The organism is Lysinibacillus sp. FSL R5-0849, assembly GCF_038595075.1.
In the GTDB taxonomy this organism is placed as follows: Bacteria; Bacillota; Bacilli; order Bacillales_A; family Planococcaceae; genus Lysinibacillus; species Lysinibacillus fusiformis.
The window spans coordinates 506606-522792 of the sequence record NZ_CP152004.1 but is presented as its reverse complement, the minus strand read 5'-3'; the positions used below and the strand labels follow the sequence as shown (position 1 = coordinate 522792).

Below are 16187 nucleotides of genomic sequence, written 5' to 3'. Positions count from 1 at the left end.
CTATCTCACCTCTTGTCCTTTCAAAGATTGTTTTAAAATTTTGCCTGACGCATTCCTTGGTAGCGCTTCCACTTTTTCGAAAATTCGCGGTATTTTATACTTAGCAAGCTGCCCCTCTAAATAATCTTTTAGAGCCTCTTCATCAATATCCTGTTTAGCGGAATAAACAGCCTTCACTGTCTCTCCCCATTGTGGATGTGGAACACCAACCACTGCCGCTTCAAATATCCCCTCAAAGCTTAAAAGGCAATCTTCAATTTCTTTCGGATAAATATTGACTCCTCCCGAAATAATCACATCTTTTTTTCGATCAACAATCCAAATAAAGCCGTCTTCATCCTTACGAGCTAGATCACCTGTTTTTAACCAACTGTCTATAAAGGCCGCATTGGTTGCCGCTTCATCTCTGTAGTAGCCAAGCATATTACCCTCACCAAATAAAACGATTTCCCCTACTTCTCCTGCTGGTACATCTTCGCCACTGTCGTTAACAATACGTATCTCTGTACCTAAAGGTGCTCGCTGTCCAATACTCCCAGCCTTTCCTTCATGCTCCTTGCCAAATAGCAATGATCCACTTGGCCCCGCCTCTGTTAATCCATATACGCATGTTAAATTAGTTGTGCGGAATGACTGTTGAATGAAACGAACTTCGTTTTCAGATAAAGGTGCACCTCCATATACCCACCATTTCATGGAGGACAAATCAGCTGATTGCAATCTCGGCATCTGTGCTGTTAATAAATAAGCAACAGGTGCGCCAAAGAAATGAGTCGTTTTTTCCTGTTCAATGGAATCCATTAATAAATCTGGTGTAAAAGTTGGCGTTAACACATTTGTAGAGCCTACAAATACACCTGCCATTAAAAATAAATGCAATGGAGCCGAATGAGTTAATGGCATCATTAGCAATATACGGCTTTCAGGCTTGACCTCCATTTCAACTGCAATCATTTGTGCAACCGTTAAAATATTACGATAGCTAAACAATACGCCCTTTGGTTTCCCAGTCGTACCTGATGTGTACAAAATGGTCGAAGCATCATCTTCGTTTAACTGACATTCAATCGTTTGGGAACTGGCACTTTGAATCATTGTTTCATAATGAAGCCAGCCTGCTACTTGTTGGCCTGTTTTAATTTTTAACGGGATTACGGCAATATGCTGGACTGCCGCAAAAATGGCTTCATGTGCAATAATCACCTTTGCCTCAGCATGCTGTGCCACATACTCTACTTCTTGTAATGTAAACTTAGCATTGACTGGGACGACAATAGCACCCATTCGCTGAATAGCAAAATAGCTCACGACAAACTCTACAACGTTAGGCATAAAAATCAGAACTTTATCTCCCTGCCTTACACCCTGTTCTAATAATGCATGACTAAAACGGGTCACTTGCTCATCTAAATCATGATAGGTCACTCTTCTACCATGACAAATAACGGCTTCCTTTGTTGGATACTTACGGGCATTACGTGCTAATAAATCGGAACTATTCATCGTGCATCTCTCCCCTTAAAGTCGTTAATTTCTCATTAAACATGCCATGCATTTGTTGTAATTCATTTCTCATTTGCGTAAGCTCAGCTATTTTCCTATCAATCTCCTGTATCTTTTGCTCTCCGTATTCAACGGTTCGCTCCAATTGCTGAATTCCTGAGCGATCAAAATCAAAAAGTAACACCATTTCCTTGATCTCCTCCAGTGAAAAGCCGTAACGCTTTCCTCTGAAAATAAGCTTGAGCTTCGCAGATTCTTTTTTCGAAAAGGTTCGTTGATTCGTAGATGAACGTTGAGGACAAAGAAGCCCAAGCTCCTCATAATAACGAATTGTACGTGTGGACACATCGAACTCCTTAGCCACCTCTTGAATCGTCTTCATAATCGTCTCCCCCTCCTGATTGGCAACAGTATACCATTGACGTTAACGTAAACTTCAACAAAATTTTCGAAATTAACAGAAAAATATAGTTCGAAGCAGAAATTTTAATGATTAGCCATTACTCTCGTATCACTAACTACCATAATTTAATGTGTTAACTTGCTTTCTATCCATAAAAAAACCCCTAACACTTTTCCTGTTAGGGGCTAAGATAGACTATTACATTTTTTCTGGTGCTGACACGCCGATTAAACGAAGCGCATTAGCAATTGTTGTACGAACTGCAGTAATTAATGCTAAGCGAGCTTCTGTTAGCTCTTTGTTTGAAGCATCTAATACTTTTTCTGCATTATAGAAACTATGGAAAGCAGCCGCTGTTTCTTGAATATAATTTGCGATACGGTGTGGTGTACGATGTTTAGCCGCGTCAGCTACCACTTGTGGGAAATCGCCTATTTTTTTCAATAAATCAATTTCCTTTTCAGCTGTTAATAGGTTTAGGTTTTCACTTGTAGCAGCAAAACCTTGTTCATTGGCAGAGCGTAAAATTGATGAAATACGTGCATGTGCATATTGTGCATAATACACTGGGTTTTCATTAGATTGCGATACGGCAAGGTCAAGGTCAAAATCCATATGAGAATCGCCTGCTGTTTTTACGAAGAAGTAGCGAACTGCATCTAAACCAACTTCTTCCACAAGCTCGCGCATTGTTACCGCATTGCCTGTACGTTTAGACATTTTGAATTTTTCACCGTTTTTATAAAGCTGAACCATTTGAATTACTTCTACTTCTAATGTATCACGATCATAGCCTAATGCTTGAATGGCAGCCTTCATACGTGGAATATAGCCGTGATGGTCTGCTCCCCAAATATTGATTAATTTATCAAAGCCACGGACAATTTTATCCTCATGATAGGCGATATCTGGCGTTAAATATGTGAACGAACCATCGTTTTTAATTAATACACGGTCTTTATCATCACCAAAAGTTGTTGAGCGGAACCAAGTAGCACCATCCTCTTCAAACACATGACCATTTGCTTTTAATTTATCTAATGCCACTTCAATTTTTCCGTTTTCATATAGAGACGTTTCAGAATACCAAACATCAAAGTTTACACGGAAGTTTGCTAGGTCTGTTTTTAATTTATCTAATTCTAACGCTAAACCATGCTGACGGAAGAATGCAAAACGCTCTTCATCTGATTTAGTTAGGATTGCATCACCATGCTCTATTGCTAGCTTGCCAGCAATTTCAATAATATCTGGGCCGTGGTAGCCGTCTTCTGGCATTTCGGCATCCAATCCTAATGCCTGCTTATAACGTGCTTCTAATGAGTTTGCAAGGTTATTAATTTGGTTCCCTGCATCATTAATATAGTACTCACGAGAGACACTGTAGCCAGCCATATCTAATACATTACATAATGAATCTCCAACAGATGCCCCACGCGCATGTCCTAAATGAAGATCTCCTGTAGGGTTAGCCGAAACGAACTCTATTTGAACCTTCTCCCCTGCGCCTGCATTTGAACGACCATAGTCTGCGCCTTGCTCGATAACCTGTGTAACTACCCCTGTTAGGAAATCTTTACGCACTGTGATATTCATGAAACCAGGACCAGCAATATCAATTTTCTCAATATCTGTTCCTTCAGTATCCAGATTTTCTAAAATAGCTTCCGCAATTGCACGAGGTGGCTTCTTCGCTAACTTTGTTAATTGCATAGCAATGTTTGTTGCATAGTCACCATTTGCTTTGTCCTTTGGTGTTTCCAAGTGAATTGTTAATTCTGTGTCAGCCTCCACTAAGCCTGCTTTTTTCACGGCTTGAGCCAACGCTGCTTTTATAGCCTGTTGTACTTGTTCTACTGCGTTCATCATTGTACCTCCGTAAATGTAATATCTAATGTATAATTGCCAACAGATTGCCCACCCATTAGTAAATCGTACTGTACATGGAAATCTCCGCTTACTGCCCTGTTCGTAAATGACATTTTCTTCGTGTCGATAACGAGTGGCATGGAGCCAAACTCACCTTCATAATGCCCTTTTTGCTGTTCAATTATGTTCAGTGGTAACCGCATACTGACAGCACCAGCACGCATAATAAGCGCCTTCTCATGGCCTAACTTCATAGTCGTGCGGATGGTTTTATCCTCCTGCACCTCATCATATTTCAAATACAAGCTTCCTGCTTTTTCAAGTAGCTGCCCTTTGAGCCGCATTTCATAACTTTCGGATTCTCCATCACTTGGGCGAATCGTAGAAATGAGCGTAATGTTTACTTGCGATCTTACTTCGTTCGCCATAACGGACGCTCCCTTTTTAGTCTTTTACTATAACCTTTTTATTATAGGATGAATGCCATTGTTTTTTCAAGATAGAAGTCAACTAGAGCGCAACTACTACGGATAATTGAGCAATAAAAAAATCCTCCCTTCTAATGAAGAGAGGATTTATGCAATTTATCTATACCATTTTTTAATAATTAATTGCTGAACCGTTAATAATAAAGCACTTACTGTCCAATATATTGGAATAATCGCTGGATTAAACAAACTAAAAATAAGGATCATGATGGGATTAATGAACATCATAATCTTCATATTTATTGGTTGATTTTTATCTAACGAGAGCCAACTTTGCATGAAGTAGATGACACAAGCTATTATTGAAATCCCGATATCCACTGTGCCCAAATTCATCCAAAGGAAATTTTCACTGGCAATCACTGTATCTAGCTTAATCGCATAGTACAGTGAAAATAACACAGGCAATTGAATGATGATTGGTAAACAACCTAATAATGAGCTTTTCAATGAATCTGAAGTTAATTCTTGTATTTTTTGTTGAACCATTATTTTTTCAGATTCATCATGACTATTCTTCAATTTAGCAGTAAGCTCATCTAGTTCAGGTTTAATGGATGTCATTAAATCTTTTGAATGTTTTTGGTGCTTGGCCGATTTAATAAAAAGCGGCATAAGTATTGCTCTCACTGCAATCGTGATACTAATAACACCTATTGCATAGCTTCCTGTAAAAGAATGGATAAAATGAATGAAATAAATAATAGGTTGCGTTAAAAAAGTAAACAATGATTCTCCTCCTAGTTTTAAAGTTTACATCAAACTAGGAGACACACTTTCTTCCTCATTGTTTTCTGACGTTCTTATACAGAGAACGAACCACGTTAGCAAAGGTGGAGTCCAAGTATTAGTGATGTCATAATCTACTTCAATTTCTTCATCTTGTATGTCTTGAACCATGAATTTATTGGCGAAATATAGCTGTAAATTAACACAGAGAACTGTTAAAACGAACGAAGCCAATAGCCAAAAATATTCCATTGTACTCATAAAAATAAATATATCATTCATGAGAAGAGACCAAATCACAATACCCCTCCTTCCCTTTTTATATACAAAAAATTATATTCGTATTGTGAATATTGAGTCAAATAATACCTTTACTTTTTTGAAACGACTAAAAAAAATGGGGCTAGCCATAGCTACCCCCATCTAATCATAATTATTTTACCCAGCCTAAAATCATTTCACGCAATAACTTAGAAGCTGTGTTAGCTGTCATTTCAGATGTGTCATAAATAGGTGCTACTTCCACTAGATCAAAGCCTACAACATTTACGCCGCTTGCTGCAATGGCATGAATGGAAGCTAGTAATTCTTTCGCAGTAATACCACCGCAATCAACTGTGCCAGTTCCCGGTGCATGAGCTGGATCTAACACGTCAATATCGATCGTTACGTAAACATTACGCCCCTCCAGCGTTGGAAGAACTTCCTTTAACGGCTCTAGTACTTCAAATTTAGAAATATGCATACCGTTTTCCTTCGCCCATTCAAATTCCTCTTTCATTCCTGAACGAATACCAAATGAATATACATTTTTAGGTCCGATATGTTCGGCAATTTTACGAATTGGTGTTGAGTGTGATAGTGGCTCTCCCTCATACTCTACTCGTAAATCTGTGTGAGCATCAAAGTGTATGATAGCTAGGTCATCATATTTAGCAGATACTGCTTTCATGACAGGCCAAGACACTAAATGTTCTCCTCCCATACCAACAGGGATTTTGCCATCAGCTAGTAATTTTTCAATAAATTTTTCAATTTCATCTAATGAACGTTGTGCATTCCCAAATGGTAGTGGAATGTCACCTGCATCAAAATACTTTACTTCCTCAAGCTCACGATCTAAATATGGGCTGTACTCTTCAAGACCGATAGATACCTCACGGATACGTTGTGGGCCGAATCGTGAACCTGGACGGTAACTAACTGTCCAATCCATCGGCATACCATAAATAACTGCCTGAGCATCCTCATATGTAGGATGACTTTTTATAAATACATTTCCTGAATACGCTTCATCAAATCTCATTGCTAGACCTCCGTTATAAATAAAATATTATTTTGAAAAACAACTTATCTTAAAGTCCGACTATGATGGCTTACAGGATTGTAATGAAACCTGTATCCTTTTATCCTCGTATACATTATTGGAACCTCTAGCAAATTTCGATTAAAATCTACAAAGTATGATTTTCTTGTCGAATGCCAGCGTTTCAAGTAGTACAAAAAAAGTATAGATGTTTTTGAATAAAGTGCAATAGTTTTTAGGTAGAATTTCGATTAAAGATGAATGTTCGAACACATACTAACGTTAAGTTCGAAGTTGTGAGAAAACGAGGTGAAAGTCGGATGAAACGAAAAAGCTATCATCGAAAGCAAAAGCGTGTAAAGCGCACACGGAAATCACTTACTTATTTTGTCGCCTTTGCAACTGCAATTGTCGTAGCATTTGTAGCACTACGCATCTATGTTCAAGTGGCTGGTGCACCGCCTTTAACCGTACCGAAAGCCTCAATTTTCTTAGATGAAAATGAGAACCAAATTGGAGACCACTTTACAAATCAGAGACGTTATTGGGTTGGTCTCGATGAGATGTCACCTTTTTTAAAAGAAGCAGTAGTAGCTGTTGAAGATAAAGATTTTTATAAACATGGTGGCTTTGACTATTCACGTATTGCTGGTGCGATTTTAGTGGATATTAAAGCTGGAGGAAAGGTACAAGGAGCTAGTACAATTACCCAGCAATATGCTCGTAACCTTTATCTTTCTCATGAGAAATCTTGGACACGTAAATTAAATGAAGCTCTGTATGCTTATAGATTAGAAGTTTTTTATGATAAGGATGAAATATTAGAAGGTTATTTAAATACGGTTTATTACGGTCATGGCATGTACGGGGTTGAAGCGGCCAGTCGATTTTACTTTGGCAAGTCTGCTCGTGATTTAACGCTAGCAGAGGCAGCCATGTTAACCGGTGTACCAAAGGGTCCAAGTATCTATTCGCCAATTGCTAATTTGGACAAAGCTACAAATCGCCAACATGTTATTTTAAAGCTTATGGCAGATCAAGGAGCTATTTCACAAGAAGAAAAAACACGTGCAGAAAATGAACAACTTGTATTGAAAAATGACAGTTGGGTAGCAACCAAATCTGTTGCCCCTTATTTCCTAGATGTTGCTTGGCAAGAAGCGAGTGAAATTTTAAAATCAAAAAATTTGGATATTAGTGAGGGTGGCTGGACGATTCAAACGACCTTGAATCTTGAACATCAAAAAGCAGCCGAGGAAGCAGTGGCAAAAAACATGCCTGCTGATGATCTTCAAACAGCCTTTGTTAGTATGGAATCTAAAACAGGTGCTGTAACAGCATTAGTAGGTGGTCGTGACTATGCAGTAAGTTCATTTAACCGTGTGACACAGGCAAAACGTCAGCCAGGGTCTACCATCAAGCCTATTTTATATGCGGCGGCTTTAGAAAATGGGTACACTCCGCTTACTTTTTTAGATGTAGGTGAAACAACTTTTACCTATGATAATGGACGAGGGACGTATGCCCCTAAAAATGTAAATGGGCAGTTTGCTGATCACGATATGACTATGGCGCAAGCTATTGCTATCTCGGATAATATTTATGCTGTAAAGACTTTAGAAGACATTGGCTTCAAGGAATTTCACGATATGGCGAACCGTTTTAATGTAGGCATTGGTGCAAAGGATAATTTATCAATTGCACTTGGCACGATCGAAACTACGCTTTATGAAATGACAAATGCTTATAATGTTTTAGCATCACAAGGGCAGCAAACGACTCCGACGGCAATTGTATCCATAAAAAATGCTAATGGAGACGTCATTTATGAAAACAAAGGTGTGACGAAAAAAACGGAGACAGCTATTTCCAAAGAGAATGCATTTATCTTAACAGAAATGATGACAGGTATTTTTGACCCAGTTTTCAGCGATTATTCACCTGCAACTGGAATAAGCATTCGCTCACGCATGACCCATACTTATGCAGCAAAATCAGGGTCTACCAATAGTGACCAGTGGCTTATCGGTTTTACACCAAGTCTAACTGCTGGTGTCTGGAACGGCTATGACCAAGGGAAAAACCTAACGACAAAAGAAGATACTGCAGCGACAAAGCAAATATGGATAGACTTTATGGAGACTGTTAATAAAGGGACAAAAAATGAAGATTTCAAAAAGCCAAAAGCTGTTGAAGGTGTTGTTATCGATATCGAAACAGGTAAATTAGCGACTGACGCTTGTCCAAAACAACGACTTGTCTATATGGAATCTAAGGATGTACCAACTGAGAAATGTACAAACTTTGACATTCTTGACAGTAATACATGGGGAGAATTTTGGAATATGCTACCGTTCTCCATATTTAAAGACTAAAAAATAAACAAACAATCATCCGGAAACCTTTTTAAGCCTAATACGTTTTAAGTTATGAAGGCTCTCGACAAAGTAACAGATAGATATACGAAAAATAAGAAAAGCTTTCTCTTCCCCGGAGACGTGTCCGTGGGAACAGAAAGCTTTTCTTTTTATGGTTAGCGAAGTATGAGCATCATGGGGCATTTGGCTTGGGTTGTTCAAATGCCGCATAGCGCTCATAACTTTCGCGAAACCAAGTGTCCTAGCTTACTAAAATGTAAGCTCTGCCTCAAGTTTACTTTGTTTCAAACTCACTTTCAACCTAATATCGAAAACGATTGCAAAATGTCACAGTTTGTTCAATCATTAAAGGTCTATTCGACAAATAAGTCTTGACGCAATTGCTCGCTACTTCGCTCCCACAGGTCTGGATTAAGTTGTTCTAGGAAAGCAGCTAACACTTTTTTAGACGGCGTATCCATATGCTCTACGATAATATGACGTTTCATGGATTTATCCATTTTATTCACATGATCAGCCAAAATTTTATAGCCACGGCGTTTTTCACGGTTCACTACCATTTCACAAGCTGTTATTCCCGCATAGTAAGGTCCATCCTCTTTATGATCGATTGTCACCCATACTAGCCAATATGGCTTTCCACCCTCTGAATCAGCACGATTCGTTGTAAATTTAATTCCGCGTTCCACATCGCTACGTGCATGCATAGCACCAATCTCAACAGATGCTGTTCCCTCTTCCACATCTAAAATGACTGGCGATACATTTTCTAACGAAAGCGAGCCAATCCCAAAACCCTTATGTCCATCAGTTGGATCATTTTTTATAATCGTAAAGCCCATTTTTTGTTTTGGTTTTTCTTCATTTGCCATACTTAAATACCCTCCATTCTGCTATTATAAAAGGAAGCATATTGCCACAATTATCATGGCACGTATGCCTCAACGCAAGTAAGAAGTTTATACTACTTTCTTATAAACTAACTATACAACATTATTCTATAAAGGAGGCAATATTATGCCATACGTAACAGTTAAAATGCTTGAAGGTCGTACAGAGGAACAAAAACGCGCCCTTGTAAAAGAAGTAACAGAAGCCGTTTCACGCACAGTGAATGCACCTGCAGAAAATGTAACAGTTTTTATTGAAGAAATGTCTAAAAACCATTACGGCGTTGCTGGCGTTCGTTTGAGTGATAAATAAATTGAACTTGGGTAGAGCCGCCTAACGCTCTACCCATTTTTAAACGTTTCAGTATTTCGTTACTATCGCTAGGATGTGATCAAAGATTAATGAAAAGGAATAAACTTAAACTGGCCTTACTTCTATGTGTGCTTATCATCGGCTTGTTACTAATATTTATCACACCTATTCAAAACGTGTTGATTGCACGTATGAGTGACCAATTCAACGCAGTAGAGTACAGCACTGACGATATTAAAAGGAACAACCAACTAGATGCGGATTTTGAGTTCGAAGCCGTGCAATCACTGTCCATCGCCGAGGTTCTCCAAGCGCAAATAAAGGCTAGCAAAATGCCTGTTATCGGCAGTATTGCCGTGCCTAGTGTCCATATGCAGCTTCCTATTTTAAAGGGAGTAGGTAATGCTGTTCTTGCTATTGGAGCGGGTACGATGAAGCCTAATCAGCAGCTCGGTCAAGGAAACTATGCTTTGGCAGGTCATTATTTTGAAGAGAAAGATATTTTATTCAGTCCCCTCTATCAAGCACAAATTGGCGATATTATTTATGTCACAGACATGAGTAATGTGTACGAGTATCAATTAGCGACTAAAAAAATCATTGCAGCAACAGATGTTTACATCGTGGATGATATCCCCAATCAGACGACGTTAACCTTAATTACCTGCGCGGAAAAAGGCTCCAAACGACTCGCCTTACAAGCAGATTTTGTGCAAAGCTATTCTTTAGAAAATGCCAAAGGAACCTTTTAAATCACACAAAAAGCGCCATCCCTAAAAGATGGCGCTTTTTTGATTATATCTCTGTTGTACGGCGACGCATGAACCATATTGACCCAGCTACAAGAAGTAAGCCAACAAATACAAGAGCTGTTTGATTGGCTCCATCTGTTTGTGGTAATTTACCTTGTGCTCTTAGCTGTGCTTCTAAGCGCTCTGCATCCGCTTTGATTTTATTAATATCAATAGCTTGAGCCACCTCAGTCTGCTCATCTTTTGATAGTTTACTATATTTTTTCAGGAAATCTTTATAAGCATCCAACGTATCTTTAGTTACGTTTGATGGATTATACGGTGGTAATTGTTTCCCTTGATCAATAACATTTTGTACTGATGTGCCACCATTACCAGGAGTTGTAGGTTTGTTAGTATCTGGTTTTGGTTTATTTGGTTCAACTGGTTTGTTTGGATCTGGATTTGGTTTATTAGGACCAACTGGTTTCCCAGGATCCGGATTTGGTTTGTTTGGATCAACTGGCTTCTCTGGATCCGGATTTGGTTTGTTTGGATCAATCGGCTTCTCTGGATCTGGATTTGGTTTGTTTGGATCAACCGGCTGCCCTGGCTCTGATGTGGGATTATCAGGATCAGTTGGATTTGTTACAGGTGGTGTAGGCTGAATTTTAGCCTCACACGTATTACCTACTGTTACTGTACCAAGGATTGTAATACCATTCTCTTTGACAATATATTTACCAGGCCTAATTAATGAATTACTTATAGTAATTTGACCTATATTATTTGTTGTAAATTCTGTTGAACCATTCTCTTCTATTACTACACCAGCTTCATCTGTGAATGTTACTTTGACACCTTCACGAGGCTGACCATACATATTGTTAATCGTTAATGTAAAGTTTGGACACGCAGGGGCAATTGATAAGTCTACTTTACAAATTTGTTTGTAAGAAACTACAATTTCTCCTAAATAAACTTTATTGTCATAAACGTCATACTTACCTGCGGGTACATCTTTAGAAACAAATGTCATACTACCATCCGCTTCTAGAACTGTTGAAATAACGTTACCTTGTTTATCTTTAATAACAACGTCTTTCCCCGCCTTAATTAGGACATTATTTTCATCCTTTAACTCTACAGTAAAGCGCTCGCAGGCTGGTGTTTGTTGAACTTCTGCTTGGCAATTAATATTGCTGGAGAATTCCCCAATTTTATTACCATCCTTATCAAATACACTATAAACACCTGGCTCTAAATCTTTTAATTCTACTTTACCGTCTTTTGTTTCTTCAGTAGCTACCGTTTTGCCATCTAAATCTTTAATCGTTACTTTCGTTTTATCTTCTATTAATTCTCCATCAACATCTTTGACCGTTAGTTCGAACGTTTCACATTTTGGTGCTTGTATAATTGTAAATTCATAACCACAGTTTTTCTTGTATGTCAGTGTAACTGTACCCAAAAATTGGTTACCCTCGTATATTGTGTATTCACCTGGTTTTACACCAGTAATAGGATCATTTGAATGAACAATAAACTTACCTACTGCGTCAGGAGATACCTTTGTCACTACTGTAGTCCCTTGTTTTAATGTTAATTCTAAAATATTTGTACGAATATTACCTTGACCATCTTTCACTACAATTGTGTAGTTTTCACATTTTGGCACTGGTTGAACTACAGCTTTACATCCACCATCATATTTCACTGTTACCTTTCCTAATTCACCTTCAACTGAATGAGTTACTGTATACTCACCAGCAGTAAAATAATTAGGTAATGTCACATTGCCATTTGTTACTTTGTATGGTGCTGTTTCTGTACCATTGGGATCCTTTAATGTAACTGTACCTGTAGTAATGGAATGACCATCAATATCCTTAATCGCTAATTCGAATTGTGTACAACTACCACCAACTATTGGTGTCGTATTGACAAGTTTTGTTATTAAGTCTGGCTGCTTATTTAGTGTCGTGTTTTCATCTAACTTAAATTTAAAATCAGACATTTTAGTATAACCAGTTGGTGGTGCTACTTCACGGATGAGATAGTCATTGTACGGCACATTTTCAAATGTGAATTCACCATTTGCATCTGTAGTAGCTGTTTGTATGATATATTCATTTGGTTTTGCAGTTTTTTTAATTAGTTGGAATTCAACACCAGCTAAATTTTCTTTAAATTGACCTGTAGCTGAATCGATGCCAATTTTTTTGAATTTGGCACTGCCTCGTGTTGACGAAAAATCTGATTCAGAGCTACTAAAGCTAAATTTACCCTTATAGTCACTCTCAGTTTTTTGATTAGCCTTTGTTTGCCCCGTATAATGCAATGTTGCTGTATTTTCTAATGCATCACCGATTTGGCCAAAGCCTATTGTTTTATACTGTACTTGATACCCTTTTCGATTTAAATCAGGGAATTCGAGGCTAAAGCCACCTTGAGTATCAAACTTGACAGTTACCCCTAATTGCAGAGGTGTTTTCCAGGTAGATCCATTTTGAATACCTGTTTTAGATACTGTGTATGGTGCTAATAGAATACTACTTTCCAATAACATTAAATTATTACCTGGTAAATCTGTTAAGATGACATTTTGACCTAAATCAGAATGAGATTTATTCACATCCAATGTCCAAGTAATTGTTTCTTTACTCGCGTTTTGTTGTGGTTTATTTTTTGTCACTAAATTGTTCGCTACATTCTCATCAATTTTTACTGGCGTTGATTCCAGCGTAAATTCTTGCGTACCTTTTGTTTTAAATGTGGCATCATTCGTATATACATTCCCTCTATCAGTAGACGTATCAGAACCAATACCTAAAATATGATCGTCATCCATTGTGTTATAACGAACAACATATGCTTGGTAGTTTATGTCTCCTGATAAGGAATCACTGAATGTTAATGTAAAGCCTTTATCTGTTTCCGCTGAAATTGTGTAATTATTCGAGTCAATCGGTGTAGTACCAATAGTTCCGCCTGTATCACTACCACCTAAATTAGTTAAAGGTAACACTTCAATTGTTCCCGGTAAATACTTATGTCCCACACCAACTGTATCAATTAAAATAGCTCCATTAATATCCTTTTTATTGATATTCACTTTTACATCCCATGTAAATTGCTGCGTGGAGTAGTTGAACGTTCCCGATTTACTGCCATTATTAACAGTAGTTGATTGTGGAATATAGCTCGCAGAAGCTGATTTTTCATATAATTTACCGCCACTTGTCCACTCTGTAGCAGCTGTATTTCCATACCCTTGCTTTTGTACAGTACCCTCATCACCAATTGCGAAGCTCGTTTGATAAGTGATAGTTGATGTACTACCTGCTGGTACGTTAATACCTGAAATTGTAAAGCCTTTTTTCTTATCTCCGGCAATTAGAGTATAAGAAGTTGCTATACCATTAAGCTTTACAGTGTTATCTATTAACTCATGCACCCCATCTGCAGCACCGGCTGTAAATGTATCTGTTAGTGTTAGGTTGTTAATTGGTTTAGTTGGATTATCAGATACAATGTTGATTGTCCATGTAATTACTTTTTTATCAAAATCAACTGTATATGATTTTTGTAATAGGTTTTCAGTAAGTACATAGTTTATATTCTTCTCTTTACCTGAACCGCTTGTCACACTATTATTAAACGGCCCTGCTTCATGTTCATAAAAATCCTGTTTACTATATTTCGCATCATACACAATTGTATAGGCATCTGAAATATCGTTATCAAAGGTTAATGTAAAGCTTTTAGCATTTCCAGTTGTAGGATTAATAGTAAATCCATTTGTTACTCTATTAGCTTCCGAAACTGTTGTCGCCACATTGCCAGCTGCATCATTCATTTTATAAACCTTAATGCTTGATGCATCGATTTCGTGAGGACCTTTAATTGTATCTATAACATATGCATCAGTTTGATCGATACTTAACAAATTATGATTGTAATCAATATGCCACTTTGTTTCGTAGTTTGTATTTTTATCTAACTTTTTATCTAGCGCTTTTCCATACGTAATGGTGTGCGTTGCCGTATTAGAAGATTCTATTTGTCCATCATTAGTAAATAGTACCTTGTTATTAAAGTTAACTACACCATCACGTTTATCCGCCTCTAATGTTACAGACGTTTTATACGTAATTTTATAGGCATACTTACCAGTCAGCGTACTTTCAATATCGCTCCAACTACCATTTGTCAGAACAATGTTTTCTGTACTTGTTCTCACACCATTAAGACCGACCTCATATTGATAAACATTTACGGAATTAGCCATAATTTCATGTGATGTTGGCTCGTCTGTTAAAGTTGGATTACTTAATAATTTACCTGCTTCATTAACCCATACCTGCCATTCCATTTCATGGTTACCATTTGCTGCAGGTGTAGGAGTCCCTAGTTTCTCCTTACTTACCTTTTTGTTGCTCGTTGAAGGTAAAAAAGTAAATTTAACTTTAATTATCTCACTACCGCCTGTGGCTGCAGGAATTTCCAGATCCTGCTCAATGTCGTCAGAAAGGTTATTAAAACCAGAATTGAATGTAATGGTTAAATCCTCTGGTTGAGAGCTTCCTGAGCCGGGCTCCATACCACTTAACTCTACACGAACTTTATTATCCGTAGTTACATAATTATATGTGATACCGTTTACTGTTTTGCTACCGGCGAATGCCCCGTCAAAATCAATTAACGACTGCGGCAATTGGAATTCAAACCAACTCCCGTCTCCCCAAGCTTCTGCTTGACTATCTTGCATTGGCACGGAAAATTTAACCGTGAAATTAGCTGTTGTATTTGGATCTAACTCTGTACCAAATTCACCTGCTCCAACTGTTTTTTCACCTATTTTCATTACAAATGATAATAGTGAAGCTGGAATTTCTTGAGGAACCAATGGTGAATTATCCACTGGCAATGTTTTAGCGGGTTCATCAACCACTTTTTCTTCTTCAGGAGCTTGGCCCTCAGCATCTTGCTCCTTGTTTTCATTTTCTTGCGGTGTTGTAGAAAGCTCTTCTTCACCTATGTTATCTTCTGAAAAATCTGTGTCATCGCTCACTGGTGTAGATGGATTTTTTTCCATTTCATCATCCGAACCATTGTCATTCACGACTGGTGGTGTCGAAAGGTCTTCAGATGCAAATACTGACAGTGGGCTGAGTAGTGTTTGGAACACTAACAACATGGTCAGCATAGCAATGTTCAATTTTTTTCTCATGACACTCCTCTTTTCTAATAGATAGAGAGCTTGATTGTTTACTACGACGATAGCTTTCTTTCATTTTCAGTTAAAGCCTGCCACAAACAATGGTGTCTCTCCTCCCTGAAATTAACTTGTCATTCTTGTGAATAAAAGCCAAATTGTATCCTAACATAGGACATAGGAATTAACAAATTATAGACTTTCCTGTATTTCATTTTAGTTGCATTACTTTTGCGACGTATAAAACAACATACATCACCACCTTTCATCATTTTTGATACATTATAACTACAAGCACTGAACAGATTCTAAACAATCATCTAAACATACAAAAAAAACAGTAAACATCGCTCCTTTGA

The 16187-nt window shown here is 37.8% G+C and carries 12 protein-coding genes; 3 read left to right on the top strand and 9 right to left on the bottom strand.

The window, feature by feature from the left end; translation table 11 throughout:
* The 7 genes from MKY80_RS02510 to speB all read right to left on the bottom strand — a co-directional run bounded on the left by MKY80_RS02510 (window position 1) and on the right by speB (window position 6298).
* Complete coding sequence (locus MKY80_RS02510) at window positions 1-1503, bottom strand: long-chain-fatty-acid--CoA ligase (protein WP_008179048.1); 1503 nt, start codon at window positions 1501-1503, stop codon at window positions 1-3.
* A complete protein-coding gene (locus MKY80_RS02505; protein WP_089986052.1) occupies window positions 1496-1885 on the bottom strand; it encodes a MerR family transcriptional regulator in 390 nt (129 codons plus the stop codon). Before MKY80_RS02505 ends, MKY80_RS02510 begins: the two co-directional genes overlap by 8 nt.
* 219 nt (window positions 1886-2104) lie before the next feature.
* Window positions 2105-3772 carry an arginine--tRNA ligase gene (argS, locus tag MKY80_RS02500; RefSeq protein ID WP_008179053.1) on the bottom strand — a complete coding sequence of 556 codons (1668 nt, stop codon included), beginning with the start codon at window positions 3770-3772 and terminating at the stop codon, window positions 2105-2107.
* Complete coding sequence (locus MKY80_RS02495) at window positions 3772-4203, bottom strand: DUF1934 domain-containing protein (RefSeq protein ID WP_008179055.1); 432 nt, start codon at window positions 4201-4203, stop codon at window positions 3772-3774. The genes argS and MKY80_RS02495 overlap by 1 nt, the downstream gene beginning before the upstream one ends.
* 156 nt (window positions 4204-4359) lie before the next feature.
* On the bottom strand, window positions 4360-4992 hold the full coding sequence (gene yidC, locus MKY80_RS02490) for a membrane protein insertase YidC (protein ID WP_089986050.1): 633 nt from the start codon (window positions 4990-4992) through the stop codon (window positions 4360-4362).
* A gap of 24 nt (window positions 4993-5016) precedes the next feature.
* Window positions 5017-5292 carry a hypothetical protein gene (locus tag MKY80_RS02485; RefSeq protein ID WP_089986049.1) on the bottom strand — a complete coding sequence of 92 codons (276 nt, stop codon included), beginning with the start codon at window positions 5290-5292 and terminating at the stop codon, window positions 5017-5019.
* A 133-nt stretch (window positions 5293-5425) separates the two neighbouring features.
* Complete coding sequence (gene speB / locus MKY80_RS02480; protein ID WP_036122947.1) at window positions 5426-6298, bottom strand: agmatinase; 873 nt, start codon at window positions 6296-6298, stop codon at window positions 5426-5428.
* Between the two features lie 320 nt (window positions 6299-6618).
* On the opposite strand from speB, the gene MKY80_RS02475 reads away from it, so the two are divergent.
* On the top strand, window positions 6619-8673 hold the full coding sequence (locus MKY80_RS02475) for a PBP1A family penicillin-binding protein (protein ID WP_036122944.1): 2055 nt from the start codon (window positions 6619-6621) through the stop codon (window positions 8671-8673).
* A gap of 356 nt (window positions 8674-9029) precedes the next feature.
* Here the strand turns inward: MKY80_RS02475 and MKY80_RS02470 are convergent, their stop codons facing one another.
* Entirely contained in the window at window positions 9030-9548 is a 519-nt protein-coding gene (locus MKY80_RS02470; protein ID WP_008179119.1) for a YwhD family protein, read from the bottom strand.
* A 145-nt stretch (window positions 9549-9693) separates the two neighbouring features.
* Between MKY80_RS02470 and MKY80_RS02465 the strand changes: the two genes are divergently transcribed.
* Together MKY80_RS02465 and MKY80_RS02460 are read left to right on the top strand one after the other, a co-directional pair.
* Window positions 9694-9879 (top strand): 2-hydroxymuconate tautomerase, encoded by a 186-nt coding sequence (locus MKY80_RS02465; protein ID WP_012292709.1) that lies wholly within the window; start codon window positions 9694-9696, stop codon window positions 9877-9879.
* Window positions 9880-10022: 143 nt separating this feature from the next.
* Window positions 10023-10631 (top strand): class A sortase, encoded by a 609-nt coding sequence (locus MKY80_RS02460; protein ID WP_237068736.1) that lies wholly within the window; start codon window positions 10023-10025, stop codon window positions 10629-10631.
* 43 nt (window positions 10632-10674) lie between these two features.
* Here the strand turns inward: MKY80_RS02460 and MKY80_RS02455 are convergent, their stop codons facing one another.
* The gene (locus MKY80_RS02455; RefSeq protein WP_342531817.1) at window positions 10675-15843 is read right to left on the bottom strand and encodes a collagen binding domain-containing protein; all 5169 of its coding nucleotides are present in this window, start codon (window positions 15841-15843) and stop codon (window positions 10675-10677) included.
* Between the last annotated feature and the right edge of the window lie 344 nt (window positions 15844-16187).

Excerpts from the sequence above, each read along its gene's own strand:
- speB (WP_036122947.1), bottom strand. The coding sequence starts at position 6,298 with ATGAGATTTGATGAAGCGTATTCAGGAAATGTATTTATAAAAAGTCAT.
- MKY80_RS02505 (WP_089986052.1), bottom strand. The coding sequence starts at position 1,885 with ATGAAGACGATTCAAGAGGTGGCTAAGGAGTTCGATGTGTCCACACGT.
- MKY80_RS02475 (WP_036122944.1), top strand. The coding sequence starts at position 6,619 with ATGAAACGAAAAAGCTATCATCGAAAGCAAAAGCGTGTAAAGCGCACA.
- MKY80_RS02470 (WP_008179119.1), bottom strand. The coding sequence starts at position 9,548 with ATGGCAAATGAAGAAAAACCAAAACAAAAAATGGGCTTTACGATTATA.
- MKY80_RS02495 (WP_008179055.1), bottom strand. The coding sequence starts at position 4,203 with ATGGCGAACGAAGTAAGATCGCAAGTAAACATTACGCTCATTTCTACG.
- MKY80_RS02465 (WP_012292709.1), top strand. The coding sequence starts at position 9,694 with ATGCCATACGTAACAGTTAAAATGCTTGAAGGTCGTACAGAGGAACAA.
- MKY80_RS02510 (WP_008179048.1), bottom strand. The coding sequence starts at position 1,503 with ATGAATAGTTCCGATTTATTAGCACGTAATGCCCGTAAGTATCCAACA.
- MKY80_RS02455 (WP_342531817.1), bottom strand. The coding sequence starts at position 15,843 with ATGAGAAAAAAATTGAACATTGCTATGCTGACCATGTTGTTAGTGTTC.
- argS (WP_008179053.1), bottom strand. The coding sequence starts at position 3,772 with ATGAACGCAGTAGAACAAGTACAACAGGCTATAAAAGCAGCGTTGGCT.